The 23,429-nt window shown below is 63.8% G+C and carries 18 protein-coding genes; 11 read left to right on the top strand and 7 right to left on the bottom strand.

The features are described from left to right. The first annotated feature begins 125 nt into the window (after positions 1-125). From DES41_RS31140 to DES41_RS31125, 4 genes are all read left to right on the top strand, one after another. Positions 126-1,181 (top strand): porin, encoded by a 1,056-nt coding sequence (locus DES41_RS31140; protein ID WP_114471515.1) that lies wholly within the window; start codon positions 126-128, stop codon positions 1,179-1,181. A 122-nt stretch (positions 1,182-1,303) separates the two neighbouring features. Next, positions 1,304-2,737, top strand: a complete 1,434-nt coding sequence (locus tag DES41_RS31135; protein WP_114471514.1) for an alkaline phosphatase — start codon at positions 1,304-1,306, stop codon at positions 2,735-2,737. Positions 2,738-2,787: 50 nt separating this feature from the next. Next, positions 2,788-4,305: an alkaline phosphatase gene (locus tag DES41_RS31130; RefSeq protein WP_114471513.1), complete on the top strand. Its 1,518-nt coding sequence runs from the start codon at positions 2,788-2,790 to the stop codon at positions 4,303-4,305. Continuing rightward, positions 4,305-5,024 (top strand): hypothetical protein, encoded by a 720-nt coding sequence (locus tag DES41_RS31125; protein ID WP_245965946.1) that lies wholly within the window; start codon positions 4,305-4,307, stop codon positions 5,022-5,024. The genes DES41_RS31130 and DES41_RS31125 overlap by 1 nt, the downstream gene beginning before the upstream one ends. A 32-nt stretch (positions 5,025-5,056) precedes the next feature. Here the strand turns inward: DES41_RS31125 and DES41_RS31120 are convergent, their stop codons facing one another. Then, on the bottom strand, positions 5,057-5,356 hold the full coding sequence (locus tag DES41_RS31120) for a hypothetical protein (protein ID WP_114471512.1): 300 nt from the start codon (positions 5,354-5,356) through the stop codon (positions 5,057-5,059). A 410-nt stretch (positions 5,357-5,766) separates the two neighbouring features. Between DES41_RS31120 and DES41_RS39655 the strand changes: the two genes are divergently transcribed. From DES41_RS39655 to DES41_RS31105, 3 genes are all read left to right on the top strand, one after another. Beyond that, the gene (locus DES41_RS39655) at positions 5,767-6,042 is read left to right on the top strand and encodes a double zinc ribbon domain-containing protein (protein ID WP_114471511.1); all 276 of its coding nucleotides are present in this window, start codon (positions 5,767-5,769) and stop codon (positions 6,040-6,042) included. Between the two features lie 106 nt (positions 6,043-6,148). Next, positions 6,149-6,712, top strand: a complete 564-nt coding sequence (locus tag DES41_RS31110; protein WP_114471510.1) for a mechanosensitive ion channel family protein — start codon at positions 6,149-6,151, stop codon at positions 6,710-6,712. A gap of 60 nt (positions 6,713-6,772) precedes the next feature. Then, positions 6,773-9,289, top strand: coding sequence for a heavy metal translocating P-type ATPase (locus DES41_RS31105; RefSeq protein ID WP_114471509.1), 2,517 nt, complete (start codon positions 6,773-6,775; stop codon positions 9,287-9,289). Between the two features lie 540 nt (positions 9,290-9,829). On the opposite strand, the gene DES41_RS31100 is transcribed toward DES41_RS31105, so the two are convergent. From DES41_RS31100 to DES41_RS31080, 5 genes are all read right to left on the bottom strand, one after another. Then, positions 9,830-10,288 (bottom strand): hypothetical protein, encoded by a 459-nt coding sequence (locus DES41_RS31100; protein ID WP_147282995.1) that lies wholly within the window; start codon positions 10,286-10,288, stop codon positions 9,830-9,832. A gap of 265 nt (positions 10,289-10,553) precedes the next feature. Beyond that, positions 10,554-13,736 carry a TrlF family AAA-like ATPase gene (locus tag DES41_RS31095; protein ID WP_245965945.1) on the bottom strand — a complete coding sequence of 1,061 codons (3,183 nt, stop codon included), beginning with the start codon at positions 13,734-13,736 and terminating at the stop codon, positions 10,554-10,556. A 584-nt stretch (positions 13,737-14,320) separates the two neighbouring features. Beyond that, the gene (locus tag DES41_RS31090) at positions 14,321-15,235 is read right to left on the bottom strand and encodes a Bug family tripartite tricarboxylate transporter substrate binding protein (RefSeq protein WP_245965944.1); all 915 of its coding nucleotides are present in this window, start codon (positions 15,233-15,235) and stop codon (positions 14,321-14,323) included. A gap of 68 nt (positions 15,236-15,303) precedes the next feature. Beyond that, positions 15,304-16,305: a glutamate cyclase domain-containing protein gene (locus DES41_RS31085; RefSeq protein ID WP_114471505.1), complete on the bottom strand. Its 1,002-nt coding sequence runs from the start codon at positions 16,303-16,305 to the stop codon at positions 15,304-15,306. Continuing rightward, positions 16,302-17,594 carry an aminotransferase class I/II-fold pyridoxal phosphate-dependent enzyme gene (locus tag DES41_RS31080; protein ID WP_114471504.1) on the bottom strand — a complete coding sequence of 431 codons (1,293 nt, stop codon included), beginning with the start codon at positions 17,592-17,594 and terminating at the stop codon, positions 16,302-16,304. The genes DES41_RS31085 and DES41_RS31080 overlap by 4 nt, the downstream gene beginning before the upstream one ends. A gap of 141 nt (positions 17,595-17,735) precedes the next feature. On the opposite strand from DES41_RS31080, the gene DES41_RS31075 reads away from it, so the two are divergent. After that, positions 17,736-18,677 carry a LysR family transcriptional regulator gene (locus DES41_RS31075; RefSeq protein ID WP_114471503.1) on the top strand — a complete coding sequence of 314 codons (942 nt, stop codon included), beginning with the start codon at positions 17,736-17,738 and terminating at the stop codon, positions 18,675-18,677. A gap of 27 nt (positions 18,678-18,704) precedes the next feature. On the opposite strand, the gene DES41_RS31070 is transcribed toward DES41_RS31075, so the two are convergent. Then, positions 18,705-19,715 (bottom strand): LysR family transcriptional regulator, encoded by a 1,011-nt coding sequence (locus DES41_RS31070; RefSeq protein WP_211333119.1) that lies wholly within the window; start codon positions 19,713-19,715, stop codon positions 18,705-18,707. A 195-nt stretch (positions 19,716-19,910) separates the two neighbouring features. On the opposite strand from DES41_RS31070, the gene DES41_RS31065 reads away from it, so the two are divergent. From DES41_RS31065 to DES41_RS31055, 3 genes are read left to right on the top strand one after another with little or no spacing between them, the layout of a single operon-like run. After that, the gene (locus DES41_RS31065) at positions 19,911-20,798 is read left to right on the top strand and encodes an NAD(P)-dependent oxidoreductase (protein ID WP_114471502.1); all 888 of its coding nucleotides are present in this window, start codon (positions 19,911-19,913) and stop codon (positions 20,796-20,798) included. Between the two features lie 30 nt (positions 20,799-20,828). Then, positions 20,829-22,325, top strand: a complete 1,497-nt coding sequence (locus tag DES41_RS31060) for an aldehyde dehydrogenase family protein (protein WP_114471501.1) — start codon at positions 20,829-20,831, stop codon at positions 22,323-22,325. A gap of 13 nt (positions 22,326-22,338) precedes the next feature. Continuing rightward, complete coding sequence (locus DES41_RS31055) at positions 22,339-23,418, top strand: glutamate cyclase domain-containing protein (RefSeq protein ID WP_114471500.1); 1,080 nt, start codon at positions 22,339-22,341, stop codon at positions 23,416-23,418. Positions 23,419-23,429 lie beyond the last annotated feature (11 nt).

Raw genomic sequence — 23,429 nt, 5'->3', positions numbered from 1 at the left:
CCTGTCACAGGCGCTGGGTCAAATTCTTCGTGGCCCCTCGACGAGGAGCTGGTTCTCAAACTGACCATGCATGGACGTGGCGACCGGGAACCTAGCCTTCTTCATTCACGAAGTAACGAACCTATATGAAGCACGTACTCCTTGCCATCGCAGCACTCACTGGCGCTGCTGCTGCATCCGCTCAAAGCAGCGTCACGCTGTTCGGTGTTCTGGATGCCTCCATCACCCGCCTGTCCAACGACACCGCCAGCAACACGGGCATGTCCAACGGCGAACTCTCGAGCAGCCGCCTGGGCTTTCGCGGCACCGAGGATCTGGGCGGAGGCCTGAAAGCCGGCTTCTGGCTGGAAGGTAGCGTGGGCGTGGACAACGGCGGTTCCAGCTACCGCTTCGACCGTCGGTCCACCGTCAGCCTGATGGGCAACTTCGGTGAAGTCCGCCTCGGCCGTGACAAGCTGGCCTCGTACTTGAACATCGAAGCGTTCGATCCGTTCGGCGACATCGGCGTGGCTGGCAACGGCTTGAACAACATCCTGGGCAGCGCCACGGGCGCCGTCGGCACGGCCGAAGGCAGCCATCCGAAGCGCTCGAACAACATCATCTCCTGGATCAGCCCGAACTTCAGCGGCTTCCACGGCCAACTGCAGTACTCGTTTGGCGAGCGTGCGAGCAACGATCCCAACCGTGATCGCGGCAACGCGATCACGGGCCGCGTCGGCTACCAGGCCGGCAAGCTGGACTTGGGCCTGGGCTACGGCGAGATCAGCGGAGGCACCGACACCGTGGAGACGACCTACAAGGCTTATAACCTGGGCGCTTCCTACGACTTCGGCATGATCAAGCCGATGCTGCTGCTGGCTTCCGAGCGTGGGGCCGGTCGTCGCGTGGATGCCTGGACGCTGGGCGCTTCCGCCCCCGTCGGCGCAGCAGGTGAAGTCCGTGTGGCATGGACGCGCTTCAACACCAAGAACGTGGCCGACGCGGACACGGACAAGCTGGCCATTGGCTACATCCACAAGCTGTCCAAGCGCACGGCTCTGTACGGCATGGTCGCGCGCATCAGCAACGAGAACAACGCCGCCCGTGGCTTCGCGACCTCCTCGTCCGCGCTGGCCAGCCCGACGTTCACCGCAGGCGACAGCGCGACCGGCTACTCGGTCGGCCTTCGTCACACCTTCTAACCCGTTGTGGCTGGACTGTCCGGCGTCGTTTGCCGCCAGTCCCAGCCTGTGCTTTCGCGACTTTTTCATGAGTGGAGTTCGCCCTGGCCTCGAAGCCAGGGCATTTTTTTGGGAGATAGCGTATGAAAATGAAACTGCGTCACCCGGTGATGTTGAGCCTTTGTGTGGCGTTGGTCGCCTGCGGCGGGGACGGCGGCAGCCCAAAGACCGAAACGCCCGTGGCCGTGCCGAAGAAGAACGTGCTTCTGTTCGTCGGAGACGGCATGGGCATCACCACTCAAACCGCCGCCCGCATCTACTCGGTGGGCGAAGACGGCGAGTTGGCGATGGACCGCTTGCCTGAGACGGCCTTCGTGCACACGTACTCGGCAGACGGCCAAGTCACCGACAGCGCGCCGTCGATGGCGGCTTACACGACCGGCGTGAAGATGAACAACGAGGTCATCTCCATGTCCACGGAGACGCGACCGAACGACCCCAGCGGCGCCCCTTACCACACCAACTTCGACAGCACCTGCCCGACCACTGGCAACGGAACTCCGGTGGAGACCATCCTGGAGCAGATGCTGGCAGCCAACTACAGCACGGGCGTCGTCTCGACCGCACGCATCACGCACGCCACGCCGGCCGCCACCTACGCGCACGTGTGCCACCGCGATGCAGAGAACACCATCGCGGCGCAACTCGTTCCTGGCGGAGCCGGCTTCAACGCCAAGCTGGGCAGCGGCATCGACGTCATTTTGGGCGGCGGGCGCAACTACTTCCTGCCCCGGACGGTCACTGGCGGCGTGCGCAACGACGGCCGCGACCTCGTCGCCGAGCTGAAGACCGCGAAGTACAGCTATGCCGCCAACAAGACCGAGTTCGATCGCCTGCCCACCGACGGCAGCAAGATCGCGGGCCTGTTCACGGGCAGCCACATGGCTTATGACCTGGACCGCGACCCAAGTCGCGAACCCAGCCTCGCCGAGATGACCGGCAAAGCGATCGACGCGCTGTCGGCCAAGAAGAAGGGCTTCTTCCTGATGGTCGAAGGCGGTCGCATCGACCACGCTCTGCACGCCACCAATGCGCGGCGCGCCTTGCAAGACACGGTGGCGTTCGACCAGGCGATCGCGCTGGCGTTGACCAAGATGGAAGCCGTCGATCCGGGCCTGAAGAACACCCTCATCGTCGTCACGGCCGATCACGACCACACGCTGCAGATGAACGGCTACGCACAGCGCACCGGCAAAACCGAGGCGGGCAAGCCCGGCGTGCTTGGCGTGGTGAAGAACTACGTGGACGGCAGCGAATCCACGGACGTGGACGGCAATCCGTACACGATCCTTGGCTTCGGCAACGGCCCGCGCCGCCTGGCCACCCGTGGCCCCATCGACGCTTCGGCGCTCGAAAGCCCGGACTACCTGCAAGAGGCTGTCATCCCGATGTCGGGCGAAACCCACGGCGGTGCCGACGTGTTCCTTGGCGCGCAGGGCATGGGCGCCGAGAACTTCACCGGGACCATGAAGAACGACGAGGTCTACGGCCTCTTGCGCAAGGCAATCGGCCTGTGAGCCGCCGCACCGGCCATCACCAATCCGATTCGTCATCACAGGAACGCACCATGAACCTGAACAACCGCAAATCCTCGATTGCCCTCGCACTGGGCTGCGCCCTCGCTGGGGTCGGCACCATGGCACACGCTGCCGGCGAAGCCAAGAACGTCATCTTCTTTCTGGGCGATGGCATGGGCCCCGTCACCGTCACGTCGGCCCGTATCTACAAGGGCGAGAAGCAGCTGGCAGCGGCCCCTGGGTCGCTGGCCAGCAGCGAGCGCGCGAAGCTGGCGATGCAAACGCTTGGCACCGCAGCACGTGTCAAGACCTTCTCGCGTGACGGCCAGACCACCGACAGCGCACCGTCGATGGCTGCGTACATGACCGGCGTCAAGATGAACAACGAAGTCATCTCCATGTCGGCCGAGACCTCCGCGTACCGCGCGAACGGCACCCAGTACATCAGCGGCGAGAACAGCGCGTGCCCACAGGGCAACGGCCAACCCGCAGTGACGCTGCTGGAACTGTCCAAAGCGATGGGCCGCTCCGTCGGTGCTGTTTCCACCACCCGCGTGGGCCACGCCACGCCCGCGGCAACGTACGCGCACGTCTGCAACCGCAACGCGTACAACACCATCGCGGAGCAGGCGACGCCTGGCCATCCGAACTACAACGCGGCACTGGGCAATGGCATCGACGTGCTGATGGGTGGAGGTCTGCGCAACTACCTCACCCCCGACGTGAATCCGAGCAGCCGACGCACCGACGGCGTGAACCTGGTGACGCTGATGCAGAGCGCCGGCTACAGCTACGTCACGAGTGGGACCCAGCTCGCGGGTCTGGACGCCACGCGCGCGGATCGACTGCTCGGTCTGTTCGCCCAGAGCGAAATGGCCTACGAACTCGACCGCGTCAACCAGAACGTGGATCAGCCGAGCCTGAGCCAGATGACCACCAAGGCGCTGGACGTGTTGAGCCGCAACAGCAAGGGCTTCTTCCTGATGGTCGAAGGCGGTCGCATCGACCACGCGCTGCATGGCAGCAACGCCAAACGCGCGCTCGAAGACACGCTCGCTCTGGACCAGGCCATCGAGCAGACGCTGGCGTACATGGAGCGCAAGGATCCCGGTCTCGCCAACACCCTGATCGTGGTGACCGCCGACCACGACCATGCGATGGCGTTCAACGGCTACCCGAAGATCAACAACCCGATCCTTGGCAAGGTCGTGGACTACCAGACCGGCCAACTGTCCGCGGCTGCCGACGGCAAGCCGTACACCACGCTGGTGTTCGGAAACGGCGGTCGTCCCACTGCCAGCGCGGGGAGCCAGGTCAACTCCGAGGACGGCAACAAGCCGTGGGTTGCTCCAGCCCGCTCGACCGATCGCCAAGACTTGACCAACGTGGACACCGCGCAGGACAACTTTCTGCAAGAGGTGGGTGTCAACCTCGGCACACCGGGGGCTGAAACGCACGGTGGCGGCGACGTGATGCTCTACGCTGGCGGTGCCGGAGCGAAGATCTTCAAGGGCACCATGGACAACACACGGGTGTTCCACAAGGTCAAGGAAGCAGCAGGCCTGTGATGCACAAGCGCACCCTCCTGGTGGCAGCACTGGCCACCGCCACGGGTGTGCTGCAGCATGCTTGGGCCCAAGGCCCAGGTGAAGGCTCGGGGCCAGCCCCGAGCCTTCACCTGCTGCTGCAGTACGAAAGCCGCTCCATCGGACAGGACGGTGTGCAACGCGACAGCAAGCACACCGACCGCATGTTCCGTGGAGGCAACCAGGTCTGGATCGAGCGGCAGTTGCCCCAGGCGTTGATCGCCGATCGCGAACATGGTCACAAGCGCACCGCCGGCCCGCACGCCGGTCATGCGCACGACGAAGCACAGGGTGCTCCCATGCTGGTAAGCCGAGACGCAAAGGGTGATGTTGACGTCAGCATCGTGCTGCGGGAGCAGCACCGCGTGATCGACGTGGAGCGCGCCCACCGCGGCAACGTGGGGTACGGCGGATCATGGGAAGCAGCCTACTGGCTCATCGACCCGAAAGCGCTGCAGCGCATGGATGCACTGAATTCACCCCACAAGGGCGTGCAACGCTATCGGGTGAAGACCGCAGAACGCACAACCGAGGTCGACTGGGACGTTGCCGGCCAGTACGCCCGCCGGATCGAACACCGCGATGCGCACGGCTTGTCGTTTCAGAGAATGACAGCAACGGCACAGACGATGCCGGCCGTCATGCCTTGGACCGAGGTGGCCAACTATCCACGCGGCGACTATTCCGACCTGCTGGACTGAAGGCTATCGACGCCCAAAGGCGACCGATCCTGTCAGAGCGACCCGCGGGTTGCTTCGGCAGGCGACATCGCATCGGAAGCTGCGAGGTGGCGAGCTGCCTGATGAGCCTGGCTGGAGCCGACGCTGCGCAGGTATTCGCCCCGTTCGGCTTCCTGCAGGAAATCGTTCGCAGCGACGGTCGTGGCAGCAGGTGCGGCGACCACCGACTGGTGGGTGTGGCGAAGGTGCTCGCCGCGTGATGCTTCGACGTTCGACATGTCGGCAGCACTGGCCTGGAAGCCGGCGAGGCTGGCGGCGGCAAGAGCGATGGAAGCGAGGGTCTTGAAAGTCATGATGTTTCCTTTTGACGAGGTAGCTGAAGGGGCAGGCTGAAGGCCTTGGTGTCACTGCGAGCGTTGGCTCTCGGTGTGGGATGAACTTTAGGCTTCCATGCCTTGCCGAAAAAGCGGCCACGCGGCAAAGGAACGTTTCCAATATCGCAACACTGGCGTCATGGCAACCCTCGCATCCCCACTCCTAGATGACAAAAGCGTCATCGCCACGACGGATTTCAAGCGAGTTCGATCTCTAGACTTGCTCCAACGGGGTCAGGCTAGGACACCACCAGAGATCGTCTGACCAAGGCTTGCGGCTGTCGCCGCCAGCTCGGCACTGCCACAGCGCTGAAGCTCGATGCCACCGTCGTTTGCAATTCGGCCGATCATCTCTGGGGTCTGCCGGTTCGCTGCAAGGAGAACTGAACATGGGTCTGTTGAAGTCGCTGCTGGGTGGGGGCCACCATGGTGGCCATCATGGCTACAACCGGGGACACGGAGGTCCTGTGTACGACGCAGGCGTGCCGGCATCGTCCGCCCCAGCCGGTGCTGCGTGCCCTTCGTGCCGGGCCATGAACGCCACGGGCGCCCGGTTCTGCCAGAACTGCGGCGTGTCGCTCGCTCCTCGCGCTTGCACGCAATGCGGCACGAATCTGGCCATGAACGCCAAGTTCTGCGGTCAATGTGGCAACCAGGCGAGCTGAGCGTCGCGATGGCGGAGGCACGAGGCTGCATGGGAACGCGCGCTGAACCCGATCTGGAGCGCGCCGACGCTTCGCATGGGCGTCCTTCGCATCGTGCGCCTGGCCCATGATCGAGACGCTTCGAAGCATCCATACCCAGCTTCCGCCCTGGGCCGACCAATGGCTGGACACGGTCACCCTGTTTGGCCAGATCGCTGCCATCGCGTTGATCGCGTTGCTGGCCATGCGCTTGGTCAGGCGCTTGACGCTGCGCCTCGCAGCCAAATATGGGCTCCCTGCCCCGGTCGTCCTTTTGCCGCGCCGCGCGATCAACGTCGCGATCGGCGCCGCCGCCTTTTTTTGGGCACTGCAACGATTGGGCGTCTCCGGACCGGTGCTATGGACGGCCTTCACCGGCTTCGTGACCGTCGGCGCGGTTGCCTTCTTCGCAGCTTGGAGCGTGCTCTCCAACCTGTTCTGCACGCTGCTCATTTTCCTCACCGGAGCGTTCCGAATGGGTGACCTGGTGGAACTGCTGGAAACTGGCGACAAACCAGGGTACAAGGGCCGCGTGGTGGACATCAACCTCGTCTACACCACGCTTCAGGACGCCGACCCGGAGTCCTCGGGTGCCATGCTCCAGCTTCCGAACAGTCTGTTTTTCCAGCGCGTGCTTCGGCGCTGGCGATGAAGCGGCGGCGACCACCGTCTTCATCAGAAGTCGTGTCCATCTTCAGCAACGGAAAAAACCATGACCAACAAGCTGCGCCTAGACATACCGATTCTCTTGCCCGAGTTGCCGAACACCGCCGATGCGTGCGTGCACCGGCTTGTCCAGGAACTTCAGGGGCGTGACGGCGTTGGCCAAGTGCACGTTCGCGCAGCTGCCGGAACAGATCCTGCGCAGCTGTGCATCCATTACGACCCGGAAGTGGTTCCACTCGCTCGCATCCGTGAACTTGCGAGCGCTGCAGGTGCGTCGATCAGCAAGCAGTTCGGACATTTGCAGCGCCAGTTCGATGGCCTGACCCATCAGCGTCGCGCTCAGACCGTCACCGATCATCTGCGCACCTTGCCCGGAGTCCTCGAAGCCGGTGCAAGCGCGTCCGGCGCGGTGCAGGTGGAGTTCGACCGTCAGCGCACGTCGGAGGCCGACATCCTTTCCGCGTTGAAGGGGTTGGGCGTCACACCGACCGCAGGGAAGAGCCAGGCAGCTCCGCACGATCACGACACGACCGGCCACGACCACGCAGAGCACAAGGACCACGACCACAAGCACGACCATGGCGCAAGCAAGGCCGGGGGGCACGATCACGAACACGGCGGCATCTTTGGGCAGAACACCGAGATGGTGTTCGCGCTCATCTGCGGCGCTTTGCTGGCGATCGGCGCTGCTGCGGAGAAGTTCTTCACGGGCGCGCCGACCTGGCTGCCGATGGCGTGCTACGTGGCCGCCTACTTCTTCGGTGGCTTCTACACGCTGCGCGAAGCGATCGACAACATCCGTCTCAAGCGGTTCGAGATCGACACGCTGATGCTGGTGGCCGCAGCCGGTGCCGCGGCGCTGGGCTCTTGGGCCGAAGGCGCGTTGTTGCTGTTCCTCTTCAGCCTTGGGCACGCGTTGGAAAGCTACGCGATGGGTCGCGCCAAGCGCGCCATCGAGGCGCTCGCTGAACTGGCCCCGGAGACCGCCACGGTCCGAAGGGACGGGCAGACGACGGAGATCCCTGTCGAGCAACTGGAAGTCGGTGACGTGGTCTTGGTCAAGCCGAACGAGCGCCTCGCAGCCGACGGGTTCCTGACCTCTGGCAACACCAGCATCAACCAGGCTCCTGTGACCGGAGAGAGCATGCCGGTGGACAAGCGCCCAGTCAAGGACGCCGCCGCGGCGCGCGCCCGCCCTGACGCCATCGAAGCAGCTTCTCGCGTGTTCTCGGGCACGATCAACGGAGCCAGCGCGATCGAGATCGAGGTGACACGACGTGCTTCGGATTCCACCTTGGCGCGCGTGGTCAAGATGGTCAGCGAGGCCGAGACGCGCAAGTCCCCGACGCAACGTTTCACCGACAAGTTCGAGCGGATCTTCGTGCCAGCAGTCCTCGGCCTGGCCTTCATCCTGCTGTTTGCTTGGGTGGTGATTGACGAGCCGTTCCGCGACAGCTTCTACCGCGCGATGGCCGTGTTGGTCGCAGCAAGCCCCTGCGCGCTGGCCATTGCCACTCCGAGCGCTGTGCTGTCGGGCATCGCCAGAGCTGCTCGCAGCGGGGTGCTCATCAAGGGCGGCGCGCCGCTGGAAGAGCTGGGCTCGCTGAACGCGATGGCGTTCGACAAGACCGGCACGCTGACGGAAGGCCGTCCACGCATCACGGACGTGCTCCCGGCAGCAGGCGTCAGCGAAGACGAGCTGCTGTCGGTCGCCGTGGCCGTCGAGTCCCTCAGCGATCACCCGCTGGCCGCAGCGATCGCACGCGATGGCCGCGAGAGATTGACCGGCAAGACCATCCCCGAGGCCACCGGCCTCGAGAACTTGATCGGGCGCGGCGTGACCGCGAAGCTGAACGGCGACACGGTGTGGATTGGCAAGGCGGAGATGTTCGGCACCGAAGGCGTCGCACCGCTCGGCTCCTCCGCCACGGAAGCGATTGCGCGCTTGCGTGACCAAGGCCGTACCACGATGGTGGTCAGGCAAGGCACCCGCGACCTTGGAGCCATCGGCCTGCTGGACACGCCCCGCCCCGGTGCTCCCGAGACTCTGAAAGAGCTGCGCGAGTTGGGCATCACCCGCATGATCATGATCTCAGGGGACCACCAGAAGGTCGCCGATGCGGTGGCTGGCCAGGTTGGCCTCGATGAGGCCTGGGGCGACCTCATGCCCGAAGACAAGGTCGAATCGATCCGCAAGCTGCGCAGCGAGACCAAGGTGGCGATGGTGGGCGACGGGGTGAACGACGCGCCGGCCATGGCGAACGCGACCGTCGGCATCGCCATGGGTGCGGCCGGCTCCGACGTGGCCCTGGAAACCGCCGATGTCGCGCTCATGGCCGACGATCTTCGGCGCCTTCCGTTCGCGGTCGGTCTGAGCCGGCACACGCGCTCGGTGATCCGTCAGAACGTGTTCGTGAGTTTGGGCATCGTGGCTGTGCTGGTGCCTGCCACGATCATGGGCCTGGGCATCGGTGCCGCGGTGGCGGTGCATGAAGGATCGACGTTGCTCGTGGTCTTCAACGCACTGAGGCTGCTTGCTTACAAGGACGCACGAGGCACTTGATCCGGTCGGAAAGGCGCGGCCGATCAGCGTCCGCGCCACGGAACGCCGCGCATACTGGCGAACTATCGCTTGCAGGAGTGGCAAGGGTGAAGCCCCGGCTTTGACCAGCCGCCGGGCACATGACGGAGCCAAGCTTCGTGCAGCTAGGTCGCACCGTCTGCCATGCGCAGCTCCGCGTCCAGCGACGCGGGCCGGCCGCGATAGCAAGCTGCAAGAGCCGCTTCAAGTGCCCCATCTAGCGTTTCGGCTGCCGTCATCTCTGCAAGGGTCGGCTCGTGCAACGGCGCAAGCCCGCTCTCTCCCCACGCTGCACGCGCATGGTCTCCTGAAAACGCATCCGCGACGCTTACGCCCGCGCGCCGAAGGAACAACGATGCAGCAGCCAGGCCGCGCGCAACATCGACATCCGAGGCTCCAGGGGCGTGAAAGTACAACTGCGGGCAGTTCATGAGTGACGTTGAACAACAAGGTGAAGGATCAGGAACCGGGGTGGGGCGCTCGTGCGACGTTCGGGGCTGTCGATCACGCCCACCCCACCGATCAGGGCCACGGAAAAGGCCAACCTTCGTAGGTGCCGCGATAACTCAGTTCCTGAACGAACGCCTCTTCCTCTGCTGATTTCGGCGGCGTGGCAGCCATCGCGGTGGCCTGTCGCAAAGCCAGAAGGCGCAGGTACTCCTTCACACGGCGCTCTTTGTAGCCAGCGATCTCAAGCTCATCTTCGGGAACTGCGGTGCCGGTTTCAAGCATGATCGTCGTCGCCGCCCCTTGCAACGCCTCGTCGAAGCCATGGGCATCCAACGGAAACGCCCTCGACGCTTGCACGCTACTGGCCCGCCAGACGGCAACCCAAGAGAAGGCAGCGATGCCTGGCCGCCTCTTGTTGAAATGCAAGGCCAGGTTGTACTCCTTGCCGGGTGGGATGGCTTGAGGATCCGACCGCGGCATGCCGTCGTCGAACGGCTTTGATCGGTGGGCCGTGGGTTTCTCAACGGGCATCGGTGCAGAATCGACAGGCAGGCGGTTGGACGGCTGGCCATTATGCGCAACCGCACTGACCAATCCGCGCTGCCCGTAGAGATCGCCGCAACCGTCACTGCGCCGACTCGCCTTGTTCGTCTTAGGTGTCGAAATGCTAGAGATGCGGAGCGCTCATCTGCCATTCTGATGGGCCAGCTTCTCATCGGTTGCCGAAATGCGCCGCAGGAAGCCGAACATCCTGAACGGCTAACAATCCCGCACTTCCACACCGCCCAATGCGTTCTCAAGACAGTCTGTACTTGAATTGGCGGTTCTTGAACGCCGGCTCTGTTCCCTCAAGGATCTGCACCACCTTTTCGCGAATGCTTGGGTTTTCGATCGCGCCGGCCTCGTAGGTGAAACGGCTACCTGACTTGTCGCAAGACGCGTAGACGATTTGCTCGGCGTCGCACACCACGGCGAGGTTGGGGTTGTGGGTGACCATGATGACTTGCCTTCGCTCCTTGGCCCGCTTGATGCAGCGCACGAGGACTTTGTAGATCGTCTGGTTGTCCAGGTTCTCCTCAGGCTGGTCGATGACGATCGGAATGTCGTCCTTGTCGACGAGCAGGTAGAAAACGAGCAGCAGTAAGCCACGTTCTCCCGGAGACAGCTGCCCGATGTCCTGGCCGTCGTACGTGAGCGAGTAGCGCGGCGACAGGTAGTCGAACGCGTAGAGGAAATCCAGAAGATGCTGGGCCGTGGCTCCGCGTGCGGTCGCGATTTGGTCCTCGATAGGGTTGGCACGACCGCCCTGCCCCTCGCGCCGGTCGAAGCGCAGCAGATCTTCGACCGACTCTGCGAAGGCCACCGCGCCCTCTGCGTTGGCGAAGCTTGCCTCTTGAAGCAATCTGCGCAAGGTTGCGGCGCTGTCGTCCACGCCCATGAACGATCCGCGGGCACGCAGGTTGAGCTGCTGCAGCAGCTTCGTTGCGAAGGTGGACTCCTCGATCCGAACCTCGAAGCTGAGCGGCAGGTTCATTTCCTTTTGCTCTTCCGACGCGACGAAACTCTGCACCGGCTGGTACAGGCGCCGGTACTCGTCCACCATGGCCTGGATCTGTCCGTGGGCCTGGGCCGCGAGCGACGCACGCTCGGCGCGCGCCGCGTCCAGGATGCTCGGCAGAGTCGCTAGCGATTCGATCTCCGCCTTCAGCTGAACGATGCTGCCGGCCTTGGCCAGGTCGCCGACGATGTCCGCACGATTTCGCTCCCAGTTGGCCAGATCCTCCTTGTACAGGACGAAGAGGCGTTGCGGCTCGCCAAGCTTCCCTTTTGCGTCTTCGAGCGCGCCGGCTGCGACAGCCCGACGGGATTGCAGGCCCGTTTCCCCTTGCTCCGCGAGCGCCGTGTCCACGGCCTCAATCGTCGCGTTGGCTTGGGCGATGGCGTCGTCGATCGGACCGGTTGCGATTTGCAGCGATGCGAGAGCTGCAGCAGGAATGTTGTCCTCCAGCTCGACGAGCAGGGTCTCCAGTTCCGCGATGAATGCCTCATGGACCTTCTTGTGATTGGCCAGCGCCTGAGAAACGCGCTTGGCAATCGCCTGCTTCTTGACCGCGGCGGCCCGTCGCTCTCGCAGCGACACCTCTTCGGTTTCCAGGCTTCGCAGCTCGACCTCCAGAGCATCGACACGCTGCGCCTGTTCTTTGGCCTCGGCGAGGGTCTCGTCTGACGCGCTTGGATCGGTCACCGGCTCCGGCTTGGCTGCGTCAAGTGCAGCCAGCTCCGCCTCCTTGCCGGCCACCCGCTCCTCAAGCTCACGTTTGAACTGCGGGGTGGAACGCCGGTCGGCGTCCAGAATGGTGGCATTGACCTTGGCGATGAGGCCCTTGATGGCGTTGCGCCGGCTCTCGATCTCGGCGACCTTGAAGTCAAGCAGTTCGTTCATGGACCGCTTGTCGAGCCGGTCGGGCTCTGGCACGTGCGAGTAGATGATCTTGCGCAGCTCGGCGTCGAAGGTGGCTGATCCGCCATCGCCGAGTTCGTTGCACAGATCCTCCACGTAGCTCTGCGGCAGGTACTTGACCCGTTCGATGCCGGACGGGTCGGGATCCTCGTCCAGAGATCGCTCTGCCTTGTTGCCATCGAGCCACGTGAGTTCGCCGACGAAGTGCTGCGCGAACTTCGTCTTGGGCTTGCGGAATCGGGTGTCCTTGAGGAAGGAGAACTTCAGGTGGTGCCGCGTGTTCCCGACCAGCGCGACGATGTCGGCGATCGCGCTCTTGCCGCTACCCTTGTTGCCGATGATGGCGACCAAGTCGGGGTTCAAAGGCACGTCCGCGTCGAACCATGGCTCCGCAAGCGTCGAGTCCGACTTCTTGGTCACGCGCAGCGACCGGATGAACTTCGTCTTCGCTTGCTCGACTTTGCGTACCTTTGGGGGCACGTCTCCCACGAAGACCCGGTCGTCGAACTCGTGGACCGCCTGCAGAAGCCCCTGGAAGGTCGCGTCGGACTTGATCCAGGTGAAGCAGTTGCCGACCCGGTCCTTGGTTTTCGATCCACTGAGCGCGTGCGCGTCCGAACAATCCAACAGCTTGGCGTTCACCAGGGCCGACTTCAGCGCCTCGCGGGCGCGGGCGTACTCGCCAGGGTTGGCTGACGCGGTGAACACGAGGTCGGCCTCGTTGATCACGGTCTTCTTGTCGGCGATGTTGTTGTCGTTCCAGCGCATCGCGCCCCACTCGCTCTTGCCGAGTGCGATCAGTGCACGCCCTGCGAAATGGGGGTTGTCCAGCGCCTTCTTGACGTCCGCCAAGGACACGTTGAGGTTGTTGAAGCCCGCTCTTAGTGGAGGCGGTGCAGAGCCACGTTGCGCCTCGGGCAGCGACTCGATGATCCGGCGGCCCAGGTCGATCAGGTTGTCGCGGGTCACGACGCCACCCCAGTGCCCCTGCGACGATCCCGCTACGAGCGTATAGCGCGGGGTGATGGCGGAAAGAAACTGGTCGCGGATGAGCTGGGGATCGACTTGGTCGAACACGACGTGCAGGTTGATCCGGCTCCAAGCCGATGGCACATAGCCGTCCTCGCCCTTTTCAAGGACGCCGCCGAACTTGTCCACCCGAAGCTCGACAACGGGCAGGACGAGGTCGATGTTTGCAAGCCGGCCGCGCTTGCGTTCGTCGAGGATGCGGGCGTAGCCATCGACAAAGACGTAGTCGTTGATGCCCAGAACCTTGAACTCTGGGGGGAGTGCTTCCAGATCAGCAAGAAAGGCCTCCCATGCGGCCTCTTTTTCGCCTGGGTAGTTGTGCACCAGGGACTCCGGTGTGTGAACGTGCAGGTCCCATTTCTTCCAGGTCGATCCAAGCGAGTTCATGGCCATACTGGCTCGCCAGAGGCGGCTCCTTCTCAAGCGGTGGAAATGTCCGCTGGGCTGGCCTTCGTTGCGGGCAGCTTTCCGGCTCAACGGCGCGAGCATTTTCCACAGATCCTTATGGGCTCCCCCATCCGGTGCGTTGGCAGGACAGAACTTGAGGCGCCAAGGTCAAACCAGCCGACTTTGAGATGGTGCAGAACGGTGACACCAGTGCAGCTACTAGGGAGCGTGCCCGGTTGTGGCTCGGTTCAGGCGGAAGACCCAGCGCTCCCGGAGCGAGATCGGTCGCCTCACACCATCGCGCGACCGCCACCTGGACCGGACAGAAAGAAGCCTTTCCAAGATGCGGGCGACACGGGCACCGGGCGCCGGGCACGCACATCTGCTCGCCGCGCCTCCTGCTCGACATGCCGCACGCCGGTCCACTCGCGTCATCCGCGGGAAGGCGTGCCCGTGACGCGCTGCCCATGACCTGCTGGCGGCGTAGATTTCATCGACATCGCTGCTCCATGAAGGCTACTCCTCAGAGATGCGCCGATGTCGCTGGGCCGGCGTTCGCGCACGGTCTTAACCCCAAACAGTCAACCGCTCCAGGATCGAAACGTCATCCCAATGGGCAGTCGTCGCAGGGTGCGGGCGGCGAGCGCAGGACCTGCATGTCTCCGTTGATCGAGCGTCGCCAACACCTACTCGAGCGATCCGATCAACTTGCCGAACTCCGCGGTTTTGGGACCGTCTTTGGCGATCAGAGACCGAAACTCCGAAACCGAACTGGAGGGGAGAACTTCCATGCCTTGCCTTTCGAGGCTTGCCTTCACTTTCGGGTCCGCCAGGGCTTTGGTGCTTGCCGCGAAAAGCTTGTTCACGATCGCTTCGGGCAGCTTCGCCGGACCGTACAGCCCGTACCAGAACCGGTAGTCGTAACCCTTGACGCCGGACTCGACGGCCGATGGAATCTCCGGAAAGAGCGGTGACCGCTCGCTGGAGGTCACCGCCAACGCCTTCAAGGTCCCTGCTTTGATGTGCGGCAGCACCGTCGGAGGGGTGGCGAACGAGACCTGGGTGTCGCCGGTCAGCATGGCCGTGATGGCTGGGCTACCCCCTTTGTACGGGACGTGGAACAGCTTGATGCCTGTGGCTTGCTGGAAATAAACCGGCGCCTGGTGGGTCGTCGTCCCGTTGCCGGCGGACGCGTAGTTGATGTCATCTGGCTTCACCTTTGCTGCGGCAGCGAGGTCGCCAAGCGACTTGAACGGCGAGTCCTTGCCTACGACCACGATCATCGGCGAGGCGACCCAGCGCGAAATCGGCGTGAAGTCGCGGTTGCCATCGTAGGAGATCGACGGGTACAGGATCTTGTCCAGACCATGGAGGTTCATGCTGCCGATGTACAGCGTGTATCCGTCCGGCTCCGACCGCGCGACGAACGTGGACGCGATGGTGGTTGCTGCGCCCGCCCGGTTGTCGATCACCACTGGTTGGCCGAGTTCACGAGACAGCTGCTCTCCCACGCTACGGGCAACAACGTCTGCGGCGCCTCCGGGAGGAAAGCCGACGACCAGCTTAATGGGGCGACTGGGCCAGCTGACGTCGTTGGCCATCGCAGGCGCAACGGCAAACATTGCTGCCAGCAGTGCGCAAAGATTTGGTTGGAACACGGTAAGACCTTTCAACTAGGTTTGTACAGATGGGGCGCTGCGATGGCTTTGAGCAGCGTCACGAGCGCGATGTGCGTCTCCAAGTCGATGCCGTCAACGTTCGGGTCGATGACGTTTGCGACCGAGTTGATCAGTCCGACCTCCACGCCGCGTTGAAGCAGGAAGCGCTCCAAGTCGGGGGTGTTCAGCAGTTTGGGATTTCCGAGCCGAAGAGCCATTGCCGCCACGATGGCAGAGCAGCCCCAGTTCGAACAAGCGGCCGTGACCAGCACATCCGTGCCCGTCACCGCACAAATTCGCTCGCCAAACTTCACGTGCTGACGTACCGCATCGGCGATCACGCCCATGCCAATTTCATTTCCGCCGTCGCCCACGCAGACCGTTGGGATGCTCCGACGGAGAGCTTCGTCGAAGGCGTGGTCCACTCGCGCGCGGCCCATGCCGTAGTCGATGCCGCGCATGCTGTAGTAGACGCCGTCACTCGCGCGGCCAACCCGCTCGGCGGAAAACATCAACGCAGGTTCGAACGTTTCGAGAAGGCGTTGCGCAGCTTCGGGTGCTTCGCCGTCCGTCACCGGAAATGGTTCGATGGAGACGGCGGCAAGTGAGCCGTCGCGACTGGCGTGCCTCGCCTCATCGTGGGGTAGAACGGATAGGCCAGCGGCGCGCAGGATCGCGGCGTGCGGCTCGACAAGCGGCTCTTCGCACAGCAGCACGCAGTGCGCTTTCACGCCGAGCGCAAGCGCGCGCGCCACGATGGCGGTCCCAGCAGGCCCGTCGTTCTCACCCACCCGTTGCGAAATCCAGGCTCGGGAGACGGAACCGGTTGTCAAAAGAACCGTGGACCCAGGAGCCAATCCGACAAGCCGGTCAGCAGCAGCGCCTACAAGAGATCCACCCTGGCGTTCCCTTGCGGCGGCGAACAAATGCTCCACACCGCGCCCACCGATGTCCACGTTGACGACCCGATCCAGACGGTCATCGACCGGGGCAAAGCGCTGAGACGCGGTCATTGCGAAGCTCCCAGGATCAGCTCGGCTACTTCGTCGGCATCGCCGATGGACGGTGCCAACGTGGCCAATGACTCCAGCACTGCATCGACCACGGCCGGCACGCCGCCCATGCGTGGCAAAGCATCGAGGGTCGGCTTGAACCGCAGCGATACGCGCGCACCGGGCTGGCCGTGGGTGTTCGTGGTCAAGATGCCGTGATCCCGAAGCAGCACCATGCCCAAGGCCGCAGCGGCTTCGGCAGGAACAACTGACGTCGATGGTGCGCCGGATCGCTCGAGAAGCATGGCCAGCACGTCGTTCTCATCCACGACAGGACCGAGGTCGCTCCGCGCCACTCGTGGCCCCAACTTCGCGGCCAGCGCTTCGGACAGCTCCTTGCCCGCGCGTGCTTCTTCGAGAAGCATTCCGGGGCTGTAGCGTTGCAGCGAACGCAGCGCACCGACCACGATGGGAGCGCGTGCTTCCATGCCGAACTCGGCGCCTTTGGCTTGTGCACGCGTGACCGCGGCAGGACGCCCAACCAGAACGCCAGCGCGCGGGCCAGACAGACCGGCTTTGTCGCAGTTGGTGATGGACAGGTCCGCGCCGAACTCGAGTCCTTTCCGTCCACCGTGGAGCACAGGCCGAATACGGGCGCCGTAGGCATCGTCCAGGAAAGCGATCGCACCGGAGCGCTGTGCCACCTCGACCGCTCGTTCAATGTCGTGCGCGTCAAGGCTTTCCAGGCTGCTCGTCACGGTGGTGATGACCACGAGCGCGGTCTCGCTTTTGCCAACAGCCGAATGGAGGTCTTGGAGGTTGTCGATCTCGATCAGCTTGGAGCCGCAGATTCCGCAACCGCGAATGACCGACGCATGGGAGCGACCACCGCGGGGGACGAACGACACCACGGGACGGCCATCGCTCAGCCCGGCAATGGTGGCAATGATGCCGGCGCTCGTCCGGTTGAATACCGCAACCTGGTCACCACTTCGGCCGCCCATGTGCTCGATGGCCACGGCGTTGAGTTCGTTGGCGATGATGCCGGGGCCGACCCATTCTTCGCACAGCCCCGCAAGGTCATCGGGCCGGATGGGGAAGTCGCGCTGGTTTCCTGTGAAGACGGCGATGGACTCTGGGCCCTTTGCGAGCACGCGCGCAGTGGCCAGGCGCTGTCCCTGGCGTAGTCGCATCGCCTCTTGAACGCTGGAGCGGATGATGTCCCCGCGGGCATAGCCAACCGAAGCGTCGATGGGATTGCCAAAACGGTCAACGGGTTGCGACGGGCTGCTCGGGGCTTGAGAGAACATGGATTTGCAGGCGTTCAACGGGTGCGGTAGCGCTACCTGGTCGCCGAAAATGGTGAAAGTTGCGTGACTGTAGGGATTCGTGCGTCAGAAGAAAAGACCAGGAAAATTGACGCCAGAGCAACTTTTTCCTACGCTCGCACCATGCTGAATTTGTGGCGTTTGCACCTTCTGCGCGAGCTTTCTGTCCTGGGCACCATTTCCGCGGTCGCCGAGTCGCAGGGCTTGACCCGTCCGGCCGTTTCGGCGCAGTTGGCGTTGCTGGAGACCGAGTCCAAGTCGCGCCTGTTTGAGCGCGGAGGCAGAGGAATTTCGCTCACGCCTGCGGGCGAGCGTCTGGCAAACAGGGCGAACGAACTGCTCGATCTGGCGGACAACATCCAGTCCGAAATGGAGGCCGCAGGCGCCGACGTGGCCGGTGAGGTGCGGATTTCCGCGTTCGGGTCCATCGCCGCCGGCTTGATGGCCTCTGTCTTCAAGGAAGCCGCTGCACGTCATCCCAGCCTGGAGCTGTCCATCGAGGAAATCGAATCGGCCGGGGGCTTGAAGGCCGTGGTCAGCCGAAAGGTGGACATCGCCATCATCGACGAGTGGGCCGAAGTGGAACCCTACGCGTCTTCCGTCGAATTGCAGCTGCTGGGCGTGGACCACTTCGTGGCCGTCACGTCGGCGCAGCATCCGGTGGCGTTGAAGCGAAAGAAGAAGGTTGCGTTGCAGGAGCTGTCTCTGGACAGATGGACCATCAACAAAGGGGCTCCCGCCTACCGAGCCGCCTTGCTGCGCGCCTGCTACTCCGCAGGCTTCACACCACGCGAAATCAGCAGCTGCCGCAACATGCTTGCGACCCTGGCGCTCATCCGGGACGCCGGCCTGGTTTCGGTTCTTCCGGCCATCGGTTTCCGTGAAGTTGGCCGCATCCCGGGGCTGCACATTGCCCCTCTTGAGCCGCCCGTGACCCGCAACATCCTCATGGCAACCCCAAAAGGCACGTCGAGCCGACCGAACGTCAGGGCGGTCATCGCCTTGCTGCGCGAAGCCATTGCCAGCCAACCTCCGGCGCCTCCAAAGCGTGCGAAGCTCGTCTGACGCGCACCTGCGTGGTGCGACGAACGGCTACGCCGCCCTGCGCGGGCTTTGAGCCAACGATGCGGCAAGGTCGGGGCTGTCTGCGAACCGCGGAACCACGCCGTCGAGAGCGCGAAGGACCGCTGCGATGGCAGGCCGCCGATAGGTACCTTGCACCATGGCGACGAAGATGCGTCGCACCATGAGCGGCATGATCGGCACCACGGCGAAAGCCGGGTCGGTGGCGGCCCCTCGCAACGCCAGCGCCGGCAACACCGTGATGACGTAGCCGGTTCGAACCATCCCTAAGGTCGCCGCCATGTTCCTGCAACTGGCAACCACGCGCGGCGAAAATCCCGCCTCGTGGCAAGCCGTGACGATCTGCGCCTTGTAAGTCTGCGCATTGCGGTTGATGGCCCAGTTTTCGGACGCAAGCTCTGAAATGCCGATGGCCGGTTCGGCGGCCAGGCGATGGTCCGCAGGCAGGACGGCCGCGAAATGGTCTTCGTAGACCGGCCGAAAGTACAGCATGCTTGACAGCGCCTCGGCGCTGATGGAATCGTCCACGAGAGCAAGGTCGACTTGCTTCGCCGCGGCTGCTTTCAGGCTTTCGCCTGGCTCCAGTTCCTCAAAACGCAGGTCAAGCTGCGGGTGCTCGCGGAGCAGTTCGCGGAACACCTCAGGGATGAAGGTCGTGGCCACGGAGCCGAAAGCCGAGATGCGCACCTCACCCGCGACCGCGCCTTTGGCAGAGGCAAGGTCGGACTCGATCTCGCTCACAAGATCGAAGACTTTGGCCGAACGGGACACCAAGTTCTCTCCCGCAATCGTCAGCCGCACGCCTCTTCCAGAGCGCTCGAAAAGGACGGTGCCGGTCTCCTGCTCAAGGATGGCCAATTGCTGCGAGACCGCGGGTCGTGTGAGGTTCACGGCTTCCGCAACTTTGGCGATGGTGCCGAGCACAGCAAGTTCGCTTAGCAAATGCAGTCGAGAGAGATTCAACATGAGGCGATAGAAAACCTTACGCGACGCAAGCGTGACACCGTGCTCATGCTGCAATGCATCTCAGGGTTTTCCCTCTGACAAAAGGGCGAAGAGCTGTAGCATGCAAGTCTCGAGCCAATCATAGGGCACCAAGACAGGGCACCACCAAAGGAAAGAAATTCTAACGCTCCACGTAAGCAGTGGTGGTCTTATCTCGCGCGCTTCATCTCCATAAAGTCCGGCCCATCCAAACAGGAGCGCTAGACAGCTATGAAGAACGTTGCATTTATCGGTGTGGGCAAGATGGGGGCGCAGATGGCTGCGCGCCTGGTCGCGGCAGGCTATAAGGTCTCCGTCTTCGATCCCAACGAAGCCGCAGTGAAGGAACTCGTTGCGAAAGGTGCAGCCGCCGCAACCAGCCCGAAGGCGGCCTCAGAAGGCGCAGATGCCGTCATGTTCAGCCTGCCCACCCCGGGCATCCTGCGCGCTGCCGTGAACGGCCCCGACGGCGTGCTGCACACGGTTCGCAAAGGCGCCGTGCTGATTGACTTCAGCACGGTCGATCCCGAGACCACGAAGGAGCTGGCCAAGGCAGCCGCCGACAAGGGCGTGGCCTTCCTCGACTCACCGGTCAGCGGCGGCGTCGCGGGCGCAACCAACGGCAAGCTCGTGCTGATGGTCGGCGGCGAAGCAGCCGTGCTTGACCAAGTCAAACCGGTGCTGGAGCACTTGGCCGGCCGCATCGTCCACTGCGGTGCCATCGGCTCGGGCCAGCTGACAAAGCTGAGCCACAACCTCATCGTGGCCATCAACACCGTGGCCCTCGGCGAAGTCCTGTCGGCCAGCGTCAAGGCCGGCGGCAATCTGGAAGTGCTGTGCGACGTTTTGTCGGCGGGCATGGCCGGCAGCAAGATGCTGGACTGGTTCCACAAGACCCTGTTCACGCAAGAGCGCCCCGCGTTCTTCGCCATCGACCTCATGCACAAGGACATCGGCCTGTGCTTGGACGAGTTCTCCAGCTACCCGATGCCACTGGGCCAGCTGGTCAAGCAAACCTACAACGCCGCCCGCGCCAAGGGCCTTGGTGGCAAGGACTCCACCAGCATCTGCGAACTCTACGAAGAACTGCTGGGCGTCCGCCTGCAAGCAGCTGCCTGAGTCTTCCATCCACCCTTCAGCGAGTCACACGTGAGCAATTCCACCCAACACCTTGGCGACGTCAAGCTGCCGACCGCCGGTCTTTCCGGCAACTTCATCAACGGCGAATGGTCCAAGCCCATCGGCGGCAAGACCCTGGACGTCATCAACCCATGCCGCCTGGACACCATCACCAGCGTCGGCGCAGCAGATGCACGCGACATCGACGCAGCCGTTGCAGCAGCCAAGGCTGCGTTCCCGAAGTGGCGTCGGCGCGCAGCGCGCGAGCGCGGCGCCATGCTGATCGAGTTCGGCAACCGCATCACTGCACACGCCGAGGAAATCGCCAGGCTCCTGGCCGCCGAGACCGGCAACGCCCTGCGCACGCAAAGCCGTCCAGAAGTCGCGAGCACCGCCGAGGTGCTGCGGTACTACGGCGGCGTCATCGCCGAGCAGAAGGGTGAAACTCTTCCGTTGGGCCCAGGGCTGTTCAGCTACACCACGCGTGAGCCGTTCGGCGTGGTCGGTGCCATCATTCCGTGGAACTCGCCACTGGTGCTTGCCGCCGTCAAGATCGGGATGTCGCTTGGCACGGGTAACACCCTGGTGCTCAAGCCCGCCGAAGACGCTCCGTTGGCGGTCATCCGCATCGCCGAACTGGCCGCCGACATCTTCCCTCCTGGCGTTTTCAACGTCGTGACCGGCGAAGGCCTGGCAGCCGGTGCACCGCTGAGCCAGCACGCCGACGTGGCCAAGGTCTCGTTCACAGGCTCCCACGAAGTCGGCCAAAAAGTCGCGCACGCCGTCGCCGACCGCATCGGTCACCTGACGCTGGAACTGGGCGGCAAGAGCCCCTGCATCGTTTACCCCGACGTGGCCGGCGACACCCAGCTCGACACCACGGTCAACAACATCATCGCGGCCATGCGTTTCGCACGCCAGGGCCAATCGTGCACGGCAGGCTCGCGCCTGTTCATCCATGAAACGGTTTGGGCCAAGGTCATGCCGCGTCTGGTCGAAAAGGTCAACGCACTGAAGGTTGGCGACGCATTGGACGAGACCAGCGACATCGGCGCCGTCATCAACGCCGAGCGCTACACCGCCGTCTGCGGTTTCATCAAGGAAGCCATCGATGCCGGCGCCAAGGTCGAGACGGGCAAGCTGCCGCCCAGCACCGCCGATGCGAAGGGCTACTTCCCGACCCCGGTCATCTTCAGCGGCGTCGATAACACCTGGCGCGTCGCCAAGGAAGAGGTCTTCGGTCCGGTGCTGGTGGCGATCCCATGGAAGGACGAAGCCCAAGTGCTGGCGATGGCCAACGACACGCACTACGGCCTGGCTGCTTACGTGTTCACGAACGACATCAATGCCGCCATGCGTGCCACCGAGGCTCTTGATGCAGGCTGGATTCAGGTCAACCGTGCCGGTGGCCAGATTCCCGGCATGTCGTACGGCGGTGCCAAGCAAAGCGGCATCGGCGCGGAGTACTCGATCGAGGGCGCCCTCGAGAGCTACACCAGCCGCAAGAGCGTGACCTACGGCATCTGACTTCGAGACAGACGTGACCACCTCATCGACATCGGCAACAGCCTGGACCAGCACGCTGACCTCGGAGCAGGTCGAGTCGGGCAACCGCATCGACCGGTTGATGACCCTGGAGATTCGGCCGCTACGCGGTGGACTGCCGCCCGGCATCGTCGTCCCGATGTACGAGGTGTGTCGGGCGCACCACGGCGGACCTCTGTCCATGGCAGCAGCCGCTGCACTGAAGGCCAAGGTCTCGCCAGGCGACACCGTGTTCATCGCCACGGGGGCTGGGGTCGCCCCCAACCTGCCCCTCGGCGAGACGGACGGGCCCGTCGGTGCCGCAGCCTTGGCCGTGGCTCTCGTCAAGGGACTCCAGACCAAGGTCGTCTTCGTGACGGAAGATGCCCACTTGCCACCCGTGGCAGCCGCGGTTGAACTCATCAATGCAAAGCTGGCCGACTGGGCCGTGCACCATCCGGCGGTCCACATCGACCGGATCGGCGTCGAGACGTTTCCCATCGGCCTGAACGCAGGCCAGACCCGCTCGCGCGAACTTGTCGAGACGTACAAGCCCAGCGCCGTGGTCTTTGTGGAGCGCGACGGTCCGAACGTGGAAGGGCACTTCCATGGCGTGCGCGGCGACTGTCGCGACCCACTGACGGTTGGCTATGTTTACCTGCTGGCATATCACGCCGCAGAAGCCGGCATCCTCACCATCGGCATCGGCGATGGCGGAAACGAGGTTGGGTTCGGTGCCGTGCGGGAATCGATTCGTGACGTGCTCCCGCTGCGGGGCCGATCCCAGGCCGGACACGCTTCCGGCGTGGTCACGGTCGTGCCCACGGACGTCACGGTGAGCGCAGCCGTTTCCAACTGGGGCGCCTGTTCGGTCGCAGCGGCTTTGGCCGTTCTGCTCGGCGACGCCGAACTCCTGCACGACAAGGACACGGAGCACCAACTCATCGCCGTCACCGTCGCCGCAGGGGCTCGGGACGGGGCAACGTCCAAACAGACGATGGTCGTGGACGGAATCGACTTTGTCGGCCACCTGGCCTTCGTGACCCTCCTGAAAACCGTCGCATCCATCTCCATCCGCACAGCCAAGGCCCGGTGAAAGGAAACCAC

The organism is Pseudorhodoferax soli (assembly GCF_003337555.1).
Classification (GTDB): Bacteria; Pseudomonadota; Gammaproteobacteria; order Burkholderiales; family Burkholderiaceae_C; genus Pseudorhodoferax; species Pseudorhodoferax soli.
The sequence above is the reverse complement of the archived record's forward strand: the minus strand, read 5'-3'. Positions and strand labels throughout refer to the sequence as shown.

What these genes read in the sequence shown, in the direction of transcription:
- DES41_RS31140 (WP_114471515.1), top strand. Translation starts at nt 126, where the DNA reads ATGAAGCACGTACTCCTTGCCATCGCAGCACTCACTGGCGCTGCTGCT.
- DES41_RS31135 (WP_114471514.1), top strand. Translation starts at nt 1,304, where the DNA reads ATGAAAATGAAACTGCGTCACCCGGTGATGTTGAGCCTTTGTGTGGCG.
- DES41_RS31130 (WP_114471513.1), top strand. Translation starts at nt 2,788, where the DNA reads ATGAACCTGAACAACCGCAAATCCTCGATTGCCCTCGCACTGGGCTGC.
- DES41_RS31125 (WP_245965946.1), top strand. Translation starts at nt 4,305, where the DNA reads ATGCACAAGCGCACCCTCCTGGTGGCAGCACTGGCCACCGCCACGGGT.
- DES41_RS31120 (WP_114471512.1), bottom strand. Translation starts at nt 5,356, where the DNA reads ATGACTTTCAAGACCCTCGCTTCCATCGCTCTTGCCGCCGCCAGCCTC.
- DES41_RS39655 (WP_114471511.1), top strand. Translation starts at nt 5,767, where the DNA reads ATGGGTCTGTTGAAGTCGCTGCTGGGTGGGGGCCACCATGGTGGCCAT.
- DES41_RS31110 (WP_114471510.1), top strand. Translation starts at nt 6,149, where the DNA reads ATGATCGAGACGCTTCGAAGCATCCATACCCAGCTTCCGCCCTGGGCC.
- DES41_RS31105 (WP_114471509.1), top strand. Translation starts at nt 6,773, where the DNA reads ATGACCAACAAGCTGCGCCTAGACATACCGATTCTCTTGCCCGAGTTG.
- DES41_RS31100 (WP_147282995.1), bottom strand. Translation starts at nt 10,288, where the DNA reads ATGCCCGTTGAGAAACCCACGGCCCACCGATCAAAGCCGTTCGACGAC.
- DES41_RS31095 (WP_245965945.1), bottom strand. Translation starts at nt 13,736, where the DNA reads ATGCTCGCGCCGTTGAGCCGGAAAGCTGCCCGCAACGAAGGCCAGCCC.
- DES41_RS31090 (WP_245965944.1), bottom strand. Translation starts at nt 15,235, where the DNA reads ATGGCCAACGACGTCAGCTGGCCCAGTCGCCCCATTAAGCTGGTCGTC.
- DES41_RS31085 (WP_114471505.1), bottom strand. Translation starts at nt 16,305, where the DNA reads ATGACCGCGTCTCAGCGCTTTGCCCCGGTCGATGACCGTCTGGATCGG.
- DES41_RS31080 (WP_114471504.1), bottom strand. Translation starts at nt 17,594, where the DNA reads ATGTTCTCTCAAGCCCCGAGCAGCCCGTCGCAACCCGTTGACCGTTTT.
- DES41_RS31075 (WP_114471503.1), top strand. Translation starts at nt 17,736, where the DNA reads ATGCTGAATTTGTGGCGTTTGCACCTTCTGCGCGAGCTTTCTGTCCTG.
- DES41_RS31065 (WP_114471502.1), top strand. Translation starts at nt 19,911, where the DNA reads ATGAAGAACGTTGCATTTATCGGTGTGGGCAAGATGGGGGCGCAGATG.